Source organism: Micromonospora sp. CA-248260, assembly GCF_050942205.1.
Lineage (GTDB): Bacteria > Actinomycetota > Actinomycetes > Mycobacteriales > Micromonosporaceae > Micromonospora > Micromonospora antibiotica.
Genome location: NZ_CP192021.1, coordinates 4,810,914 through 4,825,620 on the forward strand (window position 1 = coordinate 4,810,914; position 14,707 = coordinate 4,825,620).

The window sequence follows — 14,707 nt, forward strand, 5'->3', positions numbered from 1 at the left end:
GGCATGACCGGCACGTCGCGCGGGGGCCCACCGGCTCGACCCGGATACCTTGACACCCGGACCACGGGAGGTGACGGTGACCGGCACACCGCAGCACGGACGATCGACCCGGCAGCCGCCGTCCGGGGACCCGCCGGCACCGCCGCCGCACGGGCCGTCCCCGCAGCCACCGGCCGGGAACCCGCCGGCCGGACGGTCCGCCGCCGCGCCCACGGCGACCGGCCAGCCGACCGCCGCACCACCGCCGGCCGGGGACCCGGCGGCACCGCACGGGCCGGCACCGCACGGGCCGGCACCCCACGGGCCGGCACCCCACGGGCCGGCACCGCACGGGCCGGCACCGCACGGGCCGGCACCGCAGCCGCCGGAGCAGGGAGATTCGTTGGCCGGTCTGCTCGGTGGGCGCGGTGGCGCGGTCGACGCGACCCTGCCGCCGGTCGCGTTCACCATCGGCTGGCTGGCCACCGGGCGGTCCGTCGTCGGCGGGGTCGCCGTGGCCGTGCTGGCCGGTACGGCGGTGGCGTTGTGGCGGTGGCGGCGCGGGGACCGTCCCCGGGCGGTGCTGATCGGGTTGCTGGCGGTCTGCCTGGCCGCGGTGGTGGCGTTGCGCACCGGCCGGGCCGCCGACTTCTTCGCGGTGCAGGTCTTCTCCAACCTCGCCAGCGCGCTGGTCTGGATGGTGAGCATCGTGGTACGCCGGCCGCTGCTCGGGGTGGTCGTCGGGGCGGCGCTGCGCCAGCGCGGGCGGTGGCGGCGCGACCCGGCGCTGCTGCGGGCGTACGGGCGGGGCAGTTGGGTGTGGGCGGCGACGTACGTCGTGCGGGTGGCGGTGTTCCTGCCGCTGTGGCTGGGCGGGCAGGTGCTCGCGTTGACCGTGGCCCGGGTCGCGCTGACCTGGCCGCTGGTGGCGGCGGCGCTGACGGTGAGCTGGGTGGTGATCCGCCGGTCGCTACCGACCGGTCATCCGGGGCTGCGACACCCGGTGGACCCCGCTGAGGCGCGGCCGGAGGGCTGAGGCGCGGCCGGGCCACGGCCGATGGCCGGGGGCTGAGGTGTGGTCAGGGGTGGAGACGTTAATGGAGAGGCCGCCACGGGGGGAGCGGCCTCTCCGATCAACACGGTACTCCGTCAGGTGGCGTCGCGTTATCCCGCGCGCCCTCTTTTTTCACAGCCCTTTCCCGCCGGAGCGGGAAAGGGGATGGTGGGGTGGGCCGGCCGTTCCGCTGCGTCGGCCGGACGGTCGACCCACCCCCGGCCTGACCGTGGGAATCAGGCCGCCCGCCGACCGGGCGTCCGCTCCCCCGGGCCCGGTCGGCCTCCGGGTGGGCGGCGCCGCGCCACCCACCCGGCAGGGTCAACTCAGCCGTTCGGGAAGAGCATCCCGTAGTCCGCGTACGCCATGGCGATGTCGGACTGGGCCCAGAACCGGTGGTAGTTGAACGTCGGCTCGGGGCCGCCCTTGAGGTACGCGTCGACCTTCGGCCAGTCCGGGTCGTTCTTGTAGAACGACCGGATGTCCAGGAAGCTCTTGCCGGCGGCGATGGTGTCGCCGTTGGGCATCTTCCCGGTCCAGCCCGGCGGCACGTAGAGGCCCTGGCCGTCGGCGGCGTTGTAGACGTCGTCGAAGCGCTTGTAGTCGCCGCGCGTCTCCGTCGTCGACACACCCTTGCTGTCGCTGGCCGCCGAGAGCGCGTCCAGCAGACCCTTCGCGGTGGTCTTGGCCTGCGTGTTGCCGGACTTGGCCGCGTACGCGATCAGGGTCCGGGCGAGGGAGCCGGTGACGCCGACGTCCTGACCCGTGGAGCTGACCTCGACGTGCAGGCCGGTGTTGGACGCCGGGCTGCTCGGGTTCCAGTTGGCGGGCTGGCCCGTCCACTTCAGCTCGGACGGAACCGCCCAGTTGGTGCCCAGCTTGGTGTTGGCGATCGCCCACGGCACCCACTTGTCGAGCAGCGCCTTGGCCTTGGTGTTGCCGGTCTCCAGGTACAGCTCGGCGATGCGCTGCATCGACCAGACCTGCATGCCGAACCACTGGTTCGACGGCGGGTCGTTGTAGACCGGGTCGACGTCGTAGAACATGCCGTAGAAGGTGGCGGTGCCGGCCGGCGGCTGGGCGTAACTACCGTCCCAGCTGTTGGTGGCGCCACCAGCGATGCCGCCCTCGGCGGACTGGAGCCAGGTGTAGAACTCCAGCTGCCGGTCGAAGCTCTTCTGCCAGTCCGCGACCGCGGTCGGGGACTTCGGCTTGAGCTCGCTGATGTTGGTCATCGCCCAGGCCGCGAACGGGTTCTGGTAGCCGAAGTGGTTGTGGCTGGAACCGATCCGCCAGGACCAGCCCGCGCTGGCGTCGTACGCGCCACCCCAGGCGTAGTACCAGGACAGCAGGTAGTGCGCCGAGTCCTTGCCGGTGCCGGCGGCGCAGGTGCTGGCCCCGACGCAGTTGCCGATCTTCTTGAAGTACTTGTCGAACATCGCGTACCGCAGGTAGTCGCCCATCTTGGCGGCCTTGGCCACGGTGGCCGCGACGTCGGCCTGCTTGCCCTGCGCCTTGGCCCAGGTCAGCGCCCAGTACGCGGCCTGCACGGCGCGGGCGTCGGCGTCCGGGGCGTTGGTGTACTTCCACTGCTTGGCCGGGGCACCCGAGTCCTTGACGAACAGGTCGAGGTAGCCGTACTGGCCGCCGTGCTTGAAGGTGTCGCAGGAGGGCTGCGGGATGGTCTCCCACACCGACTCCTGGGTGCCCCGCTGGAAGGTGTTGATGTAGGCCGGCTTGGTGGTGCCGTCACCGCAGCGGCCGAAGCCGTAGGTGTTGTCGACGTCCATCAGCCAGTGCATGCCGTAGATGTCGCCGGTGCCGTAGGTGGACTGCAGCTCCGAGCGCAGCGGGTCCTGGCCGACCGGGACGCTGGCGTTCAGCGCCGACGGGTACTGGCTGGGCAGGTTGTACTCGGAGGCGTACTGCGGGGTGCCGGCGACACCCGCGGTGGGCTGGTCGGCGTGCGACGGGATGATGTACTTCTCCATCACCGTCCAGGCGTTGTTGAACGGGGCCCAGTTCTGGGTGACCCGGCCGTAGTAGGCCTCCAGCCACAGCCAGTAGCTGAACGCCTCGGAGGTGGTCTCGTGGCCGTGGTCGGGCGCCTCGACGATCAGCGTCTCGATCGAGTGGTACGGCACGCCCTCGGGGCTGAAGTAGCCCGAGTTCTTGATCTTGCCGTACTGGTCGAGGAACTTCGCCACGTAGGCGTTGTCCCCGCCGGGGGTGTCGTTGTCGATCTCGGTGGCGGTGACCACCACCGAGGAGACCCCGGTGCCGGCCGCGGTGATGGTGGCGGTGCCACCGGCGGTGTCGGTGTCCTCCGCCGCGGCGACCGTGACGGTGGCCCCGGTGTTCCAGTTGCTCGGGGTCAGCGTGACGCTGGCCGGCGAGACCGTGATGTCGGTGTCACCGGCACGGGTGATGGCGACCGGCACGTTGCCCGAGGGCGCGGCGCTGAGCTTGAGGTTGAAGGTGGTGCTGCCACCCTCGTTGACGCTCACCGTGGACGGCGTGGCGACCAGCGCCGGGCCGGTGGCCGGGTTGACGGTGAACGACTTCTCCGCCACGCCGATGCCGTTGGCGTTGTCGTACGCCTTGGCCTGGACCGTGTAGCTGCCGGACGGCAGCGAGGTCAGCGTGTACGCGTACGGCGCGGAGGTGTCGGTGTTGACCAGCATGCCGTTGCGGTAGAACTCGACCTTGCTGATCGTCCCGTCCGGGTCGCTGGCGGTGGCGGTCAGCGGCACGTCGGCCGGCGCGGTGAACGGGCCGGCGGGCACACCGAGGGAGACCGTCGGCGGCTGGTTGGCCGGGGTGCCGTTGCACGGGGTGCCGTTGAGGGTGAACGACGTCGGCTTCGGGTTGCTGCCCGAGTAGGAGCCGTTGAACCCGATGGTGGTGGAGGCCCCGGTCCCGATGTTGCCGTTGTAGGACTCGTTGGTGGCGGTGACCTCGCTGCCGCTCTGGCTCCACTTCGCCGACCAGCCCTGGGTGACCCGCTGGCTGCTGTTCGGGAAGGTCCACTTGAGCGACCAGCTGCTGAGCGCGTCACCCATGTTCTTGATGGTGACGTTCGCGGTGAAGCCGCTGCCCCAGTCGTTGGTGGCGTAGACCACGTCGCAGGCCGGCGCGGCCTGGGCCGCGCTGGCCGGCAGGCCCACCCCGCCGATGGCGAGTGCGGTGGCGGCGAGCATCGCCGTGCGGCGACGTCTTGCCATGAGTCTCATGTGCGCGGTGTCTCCTCGGACCGGGCCGGGGCTGCGGGCCCCGGCGGAGGCACCTCCACGCGCGGATACAGGGGTGCGCGGGGGGACGGAGGCGCCGGAATGGTGGTCGGTCCGGCCGATGGGCCGGGGCAGGGACGGGGTACGGCCGAGCAGGCCGGCCGTGCCGTTCCTTCGGGTGCCGTCCGGGAGACCCGGATGCCCTCGGCGACCCATCACTCGCGCGTGTTTGGCTCCGCTGCGTTGATTCGACAGTGTGCCATGGAAGCGCTCCCACGACAACTACCAGTATCGAAACGCAGGTCGATGTTTCGATCTCGTTTAGGGGCTTTCACAAAGCCGTGACGGGCGTTACAGTCGCAGCATCGCCGATGGGAGCGCTTCCATCGACGGAGATGCAACAAGTGAAGGTCAGAACCGTGGTCGCCCGACCACGGGGTTCAGCCCGAAAGGCTGACGACGGGCCAGCCCGGACACCGTCGCCAGCCATCATCCCACCATCACGGAGGGAGGTGGAACCAGAGCCACTCGCGTGGCCCGGCTCCCGCGCGACACGCACGGCCGGACGCCAATTCGAGCGTGCGTGTGTGCAACACAGGTGGGGACGGGGGTTGCCCTCCCCCGTCCCCACACTAAACCCCCGTACTCGACGGGAAAAGAGGCCGACGGGTCAGGCGTGCGCGCCGCCCGGCCGGCCTCGATCGCTATCTGCCCCTCGGCAGTTGGGCCGACCGTCCCCACGACGGCGCCCGTCACACTCCCGATTCCCCATCCCGGCCGCCCACGCGCGGCCCTCTAGGCTGGCGGCCCGCCCCGAGGCGGCCGGGCCGTCGCACGCCCGCGCTGGGAGCGCTCCCGGCCGTCGGGGTGGCCCGCACCCTGAGGAGAAACATCCATGTCGATACTCACCCGGCGACGCCTGCTGCGCCGCGCCGCGCTCTCCGCCACCGCCACCGCCGGCGCCGGGCTCACCGCCGCCACCGGTGCCGGTGGCCTGGTCGCGGCCACCGGCACCCTGGCCGCCGGCTGCGACACGCCGAAGGGTGGCGATCCGGCGCCCGACCCCGCCACGGAGCGGCTGCGGTTCCCCCACGACTTCGGCTGGGGTGCCGCCACCTCGGCCTACCAGATCGAGGGCGCCGCCAAGGAGGACGGCCGGGGCGAGTCGGTCTGGGACACCTTCAGTCACACCCCCGGACGCACCCACAACGGCGACACCGGTGACGTGGCCGCCGACCACTACCACCGCTGGGCCGACGACCTGGACCTGATGCGCGACCTCGGGCTGCGCAGCTACCGGTTCTCCGTCTCCTGGCCCCGGATCCAGGCCGACGGCACCGGCAAGCCCAACCAGCGCGGGCTCGACTTCTACAAGCGGCTCGTCGACGGGCTGCACGAACGCGGCATTGCCCCGATGGTCACCCTCTTCCACTGGGACCTGCCGCAGGCGTTGCAGGACGAGGGCGGCTGGGAGAACCGGGACACCGCCCACCGGTTCGCCGACTACGCCGACGCGGTCTTCCGGGGCATCGGCGACCAGGTGCCGGTCTGGTTGACCATCAACGAGCCCAAGACCGTGGTGCAGAACGGCTACCTCTGGGGCCACCACGCCCCCGGCCGACAGGACGCCGACGCCGCCTACCTGGTCGCCCACCACCTCCAGCTCGCCCACGGCCTCGCCGTCCGCGCGCTGCGCGCCACCGGCTACGACACCCGCATCGGCCCGGCGCTCAACCTGCACCCGTGCTACCCCGCCGACGACAGCCCCGCCGCGGCCTCCGCCGCCAAGCTGCACGACGGGTACGAGAACCGCCTCTACCTGGACTCCATCCTCACCGGGGCCTACCCGGCCGACGTGCTGGCCGACCTCGGCCCGGACAGCCGGATGGTCCGGGGCATCCACGACGGCGACCTGGGAATCATCTCCAGCCCGGTGGACCTGCTCGCGGTGCAGTACTACACCCCGCTCTACCTGACCGGCAACGGCAACACCGTCACCCGCTGGCCCACCAGCGAGGCGGACTGGCAGCAGATCTACCCGCAGGGCATGTACGACACCCTGACCCGGGTCACCCGCGACTACGGCCCGATTCCGATCACCGTCACCGAGAACGGACTGCCCTGCCCCGACACCCTCGGCCCGGACGGCACCGTCGACGACGCCGGCCGGATCGCCTTCCTGCGCGACCACTTCACCGCCGCCCACCGGGCCATCGCCGACGGCGTACCGCTGGAGAGCTACCACGTCTGGTCGCTGCTGGACAACTTCGAATGGGCCGAGGGGTACGACCAGCGCTGGGGGCTGGTCTATGTGGACTACCCGACCCAGCGGCGCGTCCTGAAGCGCAGCGCCCACTGGTACCGCCAGGTCATCCGGGACAACGGCCTGTAGGGACGTCGACCGGGAACCCGGCGACGGGGGCACCACCGGCACGGCCGGACCGCGTGGGGGCGGTCCGGCCCGGCACCCGACCGACCGTCAGCGGGGCAGTGCCTGCTGGAGTTCCGCGCGCAGCGCCGGGGTCAGCATCTCGCCGGCCTGCTTGGCCAGCCGGGCCATCTCGTAGCCCACCACGCCGATGTCCGCGTCCGCGCCGGCCAGGGTGGCCAGGATCGAGCCGTCGCGGATCTGCATGACCAGGAAGTAGCCCCGCCCCATCTCGACCACCGTCTGCTTGACGATGTCGCCGTCGAACATCTGGGCGGCACCCGCGGTGATGCTCATCAACCCCGAGGTGACCGCGGCCAACTTGTCCGCGTGGTCCCGGGGCAACTGCGCCGAGATCGCGACCAGCAGACCGTCCGAGGAGACCACCACCGCGTGCGCCACGCCCGGCACCCGCTCCGCGAACGCGTTGACCAACCAGTTCAGGTCACGCGCCTCCTGACTCAGCGTCATCACTGTCGTCCTCCTTCGCTGCGCACACCCGGCGGCAAGATTAACTCGGTGGTCTCCTCGGCCTCGGCACGGCGCACGCCGCTGTAGAGCCGGGACAGCATCCCGCCCACCGCCTCCGGGTCCAGGTCCTCGCGTACCCGGGCCGCCGGCCGGGCCGGCTCCGTCACCGAGGTCAGCTGGGCCATCGGCACCCGCACCGGCAGCCCCCGGTCGTTGGTGCCGCCGGTGACCGGGACGAGCGGCGGCGCCGGCGTGCTCTCCCCCAGCGACACCGGCGACGACGGGGCCGGACCCTGCCGGGACCACCAGCCGCCACCGGTGTCGGCCGGGGGCGCAGCGACCGGCGCCAGCACGTCCGCGGCGCGGACCGGCAACGGGGCCGGCGCGTCGGGCCGCTGCTGCGGCACCCCCGGCCACTGCTGCGGTGGCCGGCCGGCCACCGGCAGGTCGACCGGGTGGACCGCACCGGGCTGGCGCGACGCCCCGACGGGACGGGGCGCGGCGGTGACCGCGGTGGTGAGGGCCCGCTGCCCGACCGGCATGTCCAGCTCCACGGCGGGCGCCGGCGCGAGCAGGCTCGCCGGCAACGCGATCCGCGCCACCAGCCCCTGCCCCGGGGCGGCCAGCTGCACCCCGACGCCGTGCCGTGCGGCCAGGTGGCTGACCACGAAGTGACCCATCCGCTCGATGGCCGCCACGTCCGCCGCCGGTGGTGCCGCCAACACCGCGTTGGCCTGCGCCAACGCCGCCGGGCTCATGCCGAGACCGGCGTCGGCGACCTCCACCACCGCACCGCCGCCCTCGGCCCACGCGCTCACCCGGACCGCGGTGTCCGGCCGGGAGAAGGCAGTCGCGTTCTCCAGCAGCTCCGCCATCAGGTGGACCAGCTCACCGACGGCGTGCCCGACCACGTAGAGGTCGGCCACCGACTCGTGGCGGACCCGCTGGTACTGCTCGATCTCGGCGCTCGCCGCGAGCAGCACCGCACCCAACCGCACCGGCCGGTTCCACCGGCGGGTGGACTCGGTGCCGGCGAGCACCAGCAGGCTCTCGTCGTTACGGCGCATCCGGGCGGCCAGATGGTCCAGTTTGAACAGGTTCTCCAGCTGGTCCGGGTCGGCCTCCTCCCGTTCCAGGTCGTCGAGCAGCTCCAGTTGCCGCTCCACCAGCACCTGGCTGCGCCGGGCCAGGTTCACGAACATCGCATTGACGGTACGGCGGGTCTCCGCCTGCTCCACGGCGACGCTGACCGCGCTGCGGTGCACCGCCACAAACGCCTCGGCCAGCTCGCCGATCTCGTCCAGGGACCGCACCACGGCGGGCGGCACGTCGATCCTCGGCACCCCGCCGTCGACGGCCCGCAGCCGGTCCAGGGCGTGCGGGAGTTCGACCTGGGCGATCCGTAGTGCCTGGTCACGCAGCCGCTGCATCGAGTTCGCGATCGACCGACCGATCAGCACGGCCAGCAGCACCGCCAGGGCGAGCACCACCACGATGCCACCGAGCACCAGCAGGGTGGTGCGCAACTGGGCGCCGCTGACCTCGTCGGCCCGGACCACCGCGTCGTCGAGGACCCGGGTCTCCAGCTGCCGCAGCAGCGCCTGCCGCTGCTCGCTGACCGTCCACCACTGGTTCGCGGGCAACACCGCGGGCAGGGCGGTGCCGCCGGTGGTGATGCTCTTCTCCTCCAACCGGGTGGCGTCGACGAACGCCCCCTGCCGGGAGGTCCGGTCGTACGCCTGGATCTGGCCGGTGGTCGCGGCGACCCGGAACGCGCCCAACGCGGCCAACTGCTGGGCCCGCAGGTCGGTCAGGTTCACCTGGTCCTCCAGGCCGTACCGGCCGGCCCGGCCGGCGGCGTACAGCTGGGCCCGGATCCGCGACGACAGCTCCTTGACCCGGGCCAGCTGCACGTAACGCAGCACCGCGTCGGTCAACTCCGGACGCTCCGGCCCGGGGTTGGGCTCGGCGAGCAGGCCGAGCAGCGCCTCCACCGCCCGGTGGTAGTTGCCCAGGATGGTGTCGCTGCTCAGCACCGCCGGCGGCACCGCCGCCCGGATGTAGACCACCTGGTCGTACGCCTCCAACGCCTCGGCGTAGGCGACCTGCCAGGCGGCGTCGGAGTCGGCCAGCGGGCCGGCCGCCTCGCGCAACGCACCGATGGCCGTGTCGGTGGCGGAGTGCAACGGCCGCAGGGCGAGCTGCGCGGCGTCCCGGTCGGCGGCGTTGCCCGCGCGGCGCAGGGCCGCCAGTTCACCGGCGGTGCGGTCCCGTTCCTGCTGGAGCCGGTCCACCACGGTGGTGATCTGCTGGCCGATGCCGACCTGCCGGGCGAAGTCGTTCAGCGCGGTGGTCCGCCCGACCAGCCCCGCCGTCTGCACCCCGGCCAGCACCAGGAAGGCCACCGACGGGATGACCAGGACGGTGGCGAGCTTGGTCCGCATCCGCCAGTCCCGCAGCCGCAGCGGCGAACGCCGCCGGTGCGGCACGACCCGCTCGTCGAACCGGTTCCGACCCGGCGACTCCGCGCTCGGTGTCGGGTCGGGACCTGCGTCCACGTCTCGCCTCCTCGGTCCCCGTCCCCACGACGGGTGGCCCGGTCCATCCAACCAGGCCAGACACCGGTGTCAACGGGTCGACGGGGCATCCGACCGGGCGGACGTGCCGGACCCGACGGTCGAGGTCGGCGAGGGGTCCTCCTCCGTACGGCCGGTGCCGGCGAGCCGGTCCGCGTCGGGCACCCGACCCAGCGCGACCAGCGCGGCCCCGGTTGCCCCGATCTCCCGCTCGGCGCGGTGCCGGACCGGTCGCGGGGCGAGCGCGGCGGCGAACGCCGTACGCCACCACGCGGAGGCGGTCACCGCTCCCCCGCCGAGCACCACCTCGACGGGTGCGTCGACACCGGACTCCAGCACGGCGAGGTCATCGGCGACCATCCGGCACAGCCCGGTCATCAGCCCGGCGAGAATGTCCACCCCGGTGCTGGAGAAGCTGAGTCCGTGCAGCTCACCGGAGCCGGCCGGGGCCAGACCGGGCGGCCGGTCCCCACCCAGCCGGGGGTTCGCGGCGAGCACGCCGTCCGGCGCCACCCGGGCCAGCGCCGCGTCGAGTTCGGCCCCCTCGGGCAGCCGCAGTTCCCGGTTCGCCCAGGCGAACAGGTTCCCGCCGGACGAGTAGGCCGCACCGGTCACCACGTGCTCGTGGTCCACCCGATAGCGCCACAGCGACGCGGGCAGGGGCGGCAACGCCGTCCCTGCCGGGACCCGCTGGACCAGCCGTACCGCGGCGGAGGTGCCGACGGTGACCGCCGCCCGGCGGGGGTCCACGCAGCCCGAGCCGACGTTGGAGGCGGCCCCGTCACCGACCGGCGCGGCCCAGTCCGCCGCGGCGAGTTGCGGCCACCGCCGGGCGTGCCCGGCCCGCAGCCGACCGTGCCAGCCCATCGGGGCCAACTCGGGAAGCTCACCCGGGCGGACCCCGGCCAACGCGACGGCCTCGTCGTCCCAGTCGAGGCGGCGCAGGTCGAGCAGGCCGGTGCCGGACGCCATCGACACCGACATCGGCGCGTCGACGAGCAACTGGCCGAGGACGTACTCGACCAGGCCGGCGAACCGGGTCACGCCGGTCGTGCGTTCCCGCAGCCAGGGCAGCCGCACCGACCAGTAACAGCGATGCCACCACGCCCCGGTACGACGGTGGAAGTCCTGCGGATCGGCCGGACCGCTCGCGCCGGGGGCGGCTGCGGGCCGGGTGTCCAGCCAGGTCAGGACCGGGCCGAGCGGGTCACCGGCCCGGTCCAGGGGCAGCACCGAGTGCCACTGCGCGCAGACCGCAACCAGGCCCACGTCGCGCAGGTGGCCGGCGGCGGCCAACTCGTCCAGACACTCGGTCAGGCCGGCCAGGTAGGCGGCGGCGTCCAGGGTGCCGGCGCCGTCCCCGGTGACCGACAGGTGCACCTTGCGGCGGGCCAACGCTTCCGGCAGCGGGTCGGCGTCGGCGTCGAGCACCAGTCCCCGTACCGAGGAGGTGCCCAGGTCGAGGGCGAGAATGTTCATCGCGGATCACGCTACCCGCAGCTGCGGGTGGGAACGCCCTTCCCCGTCGTCCCCGCACCGCCTAGGGTGGGGGCATGCTCGCGCACCTGACCTGCTGGTGGCCCGCCGACCCGGCGGCCATCCCCCGCGCGTAGCTCTCACGCGGCCGCCCCGACGAGGCGGCCGACGGTTATCTCCCCGGCACCGGGGCCGCCCGACGACGAGGCGGCCCGGCCGACGAGGAGAACCCGATGAACCACCCGTACGACCTGCTCGCCGTCCTCGCCGACGGCGGGGACCCCGGCCCGTTCGCGCTGGTCCGCCGCGACGGCGTCGACCACGTCGACCTGTTCACCGGCCCGGTGGGCGTCGCCGACCACCTCGCCGAACTGCCGCTGCCCGAGGGCGGTCCGGGCCCCCGGACGCTGGCGCTGGTGCCCTACCGGCAGATCGCCGAACGGGGCTTCGCGTGTGTGGACGACGGCGTCCCGCTGGAGTACCTGACCGTCGAGTCGCACGTCGCGTTGCCGCTGGCCGACCTGCTCGCCGCCCTGCCGACCGGACCGGTGGTCACCCGCGACGCCGCCTTCGACGTCGACGACGACGAGTACGCCCGGATCGTCGACCGGGTGCTGGCCGAGGAGATCGGCCGGGGCGAGGGGGCGAACTTCGTCATCCACCGCACTCTGCACGCCACCGTACGCGGCACCCCGTTGGGTGCCGCGCTGGTGGCGCTGGGCCGGCTGCTACGCGACGAGCGGGGCGCGTACTGGACGTTCCTGGTGCACACCGGCACCCGGACCCTGGTCGGCGCGAGCCCGGAACGGCACGTCAGCGTCGACGACGGCCTGGTCATGATGAACCCGATCAGCGGCACCTTCCGGCACACCGGGACGGCCGCCGACCGGGACGCGCTGCTGCGGTTCCTGCACGACCCGAAGGAGGTCGAGGAGCTGTACATGGTCCTCGACGAGGAACTGAAGATGATGGCCGGGGTGGCCGAGCACGGCGGGCAGGTGGTCGGGCCGTACCTCAAGGAGATGTCGCACCTGGCGCACACCGAGTACCTGCTGGCCGGTCGGGGCACCCGCGACGTCCGGGAGGTGCTGCGCGAGACGATGTTCGCCCCGACGGTGACCGGCAGCCCGATGCAGAACGCCTGCCGGGTGATCGCCCGGCACGAACCTACCGGCCGGCGGTACTACTCCGGGGTGCTGGCGCTGCTGGGCCGCGACGCCGAGGGCCGGCAGACGTTGGACGCGCCGATCCTGATCCGGACCGCCGAGATCTCCCCCGCCGGGCGGCTGCGGGTGCCGGTCGGGGCGACCCTGGTGCGGCACTCCACCGCCGCCGGTGAGGTCGCCGAGACGCACGCCAAGGCCGCCGGGGTGCTCGCCGCGTTGGGGCTGGGCCCGCAGGCGGCGACGGTCGGTGCGTACCCGCCGGTGCGGTGGGCCGACGATCCGCAGGTACGGGCGGTGCTCGCCGCCCGCAACGACCCGCTGGCCCGGTTCTGGCTCGACCAGCGGGCCCCCGGCGCGGTGGTGCTGCCCGGGGCGGCGGGCCGGCGGGCGCTGGTGGTCGACGGGGAGGACACCTTCACCGGAATGCTCGCCCACCAGTTGCGGGCGCTGGGCCTGACGGTGGACGTGCGGCCCTGGCACACCCCCGGCCGCACCGACGGATACGACCTGGTGGTGGTCGGCCCCGGACCGGGTGACCCGGGCGCGGTCGACGACCCGAAGATGGCGGCCCTGCGCGGGCTGCTGACCCGGCGGCTGGACGCGGACCGGCCCACCCTGGCGGTGTGCCTGGGTCACCAGCTGCTCAGCGGGCTGCTCGGATTGACGCTGCACCGCCGGGCCGCGCCCTACCAGGGCCTGCAACGGCAGGTGTCGCTGTTCGGGGTGCCACGTCGGGTGGGTTTCTACTCGACGTTCACCGCCCGGGCGGCCACCGACCGGATCGGCTCGCCGTACGGCCCGGTGGAGCTGGCCCGGGACCCGGCCGACGGGTCGGTGCACGCGCTGCGTGGGACGACCTTCGCCGGGGTGCAGTTCCATCCGGAGTCGGTGCTCAGCCGGGACGGCCTGGCGGTCCTGGCCGAGCTGCTGGGTCAACTCCTGGCCCGGCCGGCGCTGGCGGCGCACGGCGACCCGGTGGGCGGGTAGTGCGGCGGTGGGCGGTGGATCGGACGGTGCTGGCGACCCGTCCGATCCACCGCCCACCCGCCGGCACTGCCCCACCCGCCGGTCCGGTCCGGCGGGTCGACCTGGTCCGCCGGCTCGGTCTGGTCCGCCGGGGCTCAGCCGGCCAGGCCGCGCTTGACGGCGGCGCCGATGCGGACCGCCCGCTTGGCGGTCAGCGCGGTGGCCGCGAGCGCCACGTGGTCCGGGGCGATCTCCCCGTTGTTGCTGGTGTGCGACGCGCCGTACGGGTTGCCGGCGACGAACTGACTCGGGTCGGTGTAGCCGGGGGTGACCACCACACCACCCCAGTGGTAGAAGATCGTGAACAGCGACAGCAGGGTCGACTCCTGCCCGCCGTGCGAGGTGGCGGTGGAGGTGAAGCCGCTGTAGACCTTGTCGGCCAGCGCACCGTTGGCCCAGAGCGGGCCGGTGGTGTCGATGAACTGCTTGAGCTGGGCGGCGATCATGCCGTACCGGGTGGGGCTACCGAAGATCACCACGTCGGCCCAGGCCAGATCGTCGATCTCGGCCTCCATCACGTCCTGGGTCTCCAGCCGGTGCGCCTGCCAGCCCGCGTTCGAGCGGATCGCCTCGTCGGGCGCCAACTCCCGCACCTTGCGCAGGCGCACCTCGGCTCCCGCCTCACCGGCGGCCTCACAGGCCGCCTGCGCCATCTGGTAGGTGATGCCGGTCGCGCTGTAGTAGATGACCGCTACCTTGACCTGGCCGTCCATTCCTGTGTCCTCCTCGGTTCGGGTCAGCTCCCGCGACTACCCGGTGGTTGCCGGGTCAAACGTTCCCGCGTGGCATGATCCGGACATGCAGCTGCGCGCCGCCACCGCCGGGGACTGGCCCGCGATCTGGTCCTTCCTGCGCGAGATCGTCGCCGCCGGGCAGACGTACACCTGGCCGCGTGACGTGAGTGCGGACGACGCCCGCCGACGGTGGTTGGTCGTCCCACCCGGTCGGACGGTGGTCGCGGTGGACGACGACGGGACGGTCCTGGGGACGGCGAAGCTGGTCGCCAACCAGGAGGGGCCGGGCGACCACGTGGCCAACGCCAGCTTCATGGTCGCGCCGACGGCGGCGGGTCGCGGCGTCGGCCGGGCCCTCGGGGTGTACGTGCTGGAGCTGGCCCGGCGCGACGGCTACCGGGCGATGCAGTTCAACGCGGTCGTGGCCAGCAACACCCGGGCGGTGGCGCTGTGGCAGTCGCTGGGATTCGCCGTGGTCGGCCGGGTCCCGGAGGGTTTCCGCCATCCCGACCTCGGCCTGGTCGACCTGCTGGTGATGCACCGCCGGCTCGACTAGACCGGCCGGCG

The 14,707-nt window shown here is 73.2% G+C and carries 9 protein-coding genes; 4 read left to right on the forward strand and 5 right to left on the reverse strand.

Going from position 1 to position 14,707, the window contains the following annotated elements; genetic code table 11:
• The first annotated feature begins 391 nt into the window (after positions 1 to 391).
• A complete protein-coding gene (locus ACQP2H_RS20525; protein ID WP_219470176.1) occupies positions 392 to 1,015 on the forward strand; it encodes a DUF3159 domain-containing protein in 624 nt (207 codons plus the stop codon).
• Positions 1,016 to 1,359: 344 nt separating this feature from the next.
• Here the strand turns inward: ACQP2H_RS20525 and ACQP2H_RS20530 are convergent, their stop codons facing one another.
• On the reverse strand, positions 1,360 to 4,257 hold the full coding sequence (locus ACQP2H_RS20530; protein ID WP_219470179.1) for a glycoside hydrolase family 48 protein: 2,898 nt from the start codon (positions 4,255 to 4,257) through the stop codon (positions 1,360 to 1,362).
• 901 nt (positions 4,258 to 5,158) lie between these two features.
• Here ACQP2H_RS20530 and ACQP2H_RS20535 point away from each other — a divergent pair.
• Positions 5,159 to 6,655: a GH1 family beta-glucosidase gene (locus ACQP2H_RS20535; protein ID WP_357537128.1), complete on the forward strand. Its 1,497-nt coding sequence runs from the start codon at positions 5,159 to 5,161 to the stop codon at positions 6,653 to 6,655.
• An 87-nt stretch (positions 6,656 to 6,742) separates the two neighbouring features.
• Here the strand turns inward: ACQP2H_RS20535 and ACQP2H_RS20540 are convergent, their stop codons facing one another.
• From ACQP2H_RS20540 to ACQP2H_RS20550, 3 genes are all read right to left on the reverse strand, one after another.
• Positions 6,743 to 7,162: a roadblock/LC7 domain-containing protein gene (locus ACQP2H_RS20540; protein ID WP_244253239.1), complete on the reverse strand. Its 420-nt coding sequence runs from the start codon at positions 7,160 to 7,162 to the stop codon at positions 6,743 to 6,745.
• A complete protein-coding gene (locus ACQP2H_RS20545) occupies positions 7,162 to 9,720 on the reverse strand; it encodes a sensor histidine kinase (RefSeq protein WP_357537130.1) in 2,559 nt (852 codons plus the stop codon). Before ACQP2H_RS20545 ends, ACQP2H_RS20540 begins: the two co-directional genes overlap by 1 nt.
• A 69-nt stretch (positions 9,721 to 9,789) precedes the next feature.
• Positions 9,790 to 11,217 (reverse strand): FGGY family carbohydrate kinase, encoded by a 1,428-nt coding sequence (locus tag ACQP2H_RS20550; RefSeq protein WP_357537132.1) that lies wholly within the window; start codon positions 11,215 to 11,217, stop codon positions 9,790 to 9,792.
• 230 nt (positions 11,218 to 11,447) lie between these two features.
• On the opposite strand from ACQP2H_RS20550, the gene ACQP2H_RS20555 reads away from it, so the two are divergent.
• The gene (locus ACQP2H_RS20555; RefSeq protein WP_357537134.1) at positions 11,448 to 13,367 is read left to right on the forward strand and encodes an anthranilate synthase family protein; all 1,920 of its coding nucleotides are present in this window, start codon (positions 11,448 to 11,450) and stop codon (positions 13,365 to 13,367) included.
• 134 nt (positions 13,368 to 13,501) lie between these two features.
• Here the strand turns inward: ACQP2H_RS20555 and wrbA are convergent, their stop codons facing one another.
• The gene (gene wrbA / locus ACQP2H_RS20560; RefSeq protein WP_208569787.1) at positions 13,502 to 14,119 is read right to left on the reverse strand and encodes an NAD(P)H:quinone oxidoreductase; all 618 of its coding nucleotides are present in this window, start codon (positions 14,117 to 14,119) and stop codon (positions 13,502 to 13,504) included.
• An 85-nt stretch (positions 14,120 to 14,204) separates the two neighbouring features.
• Between wrbA and ACQP2H_RS20565 the strand changes: the two genes are divergently transcribed.
• Positions 14,205 to 14,696 (forward strand): GNAT family N-acetyltransferase, encoded by a 492-nt coding sequence (locus ACQP2H_RS20565; RefSeq protein ID WP_219463596.1) that lies wholly within the window; start codon positions 14,205 to 14,207, stop codon positions 14,694 to 14,696.
• The last annotated feature ends 11 nt before the right edge of the window (positions 14,697 to 14,707 follow it).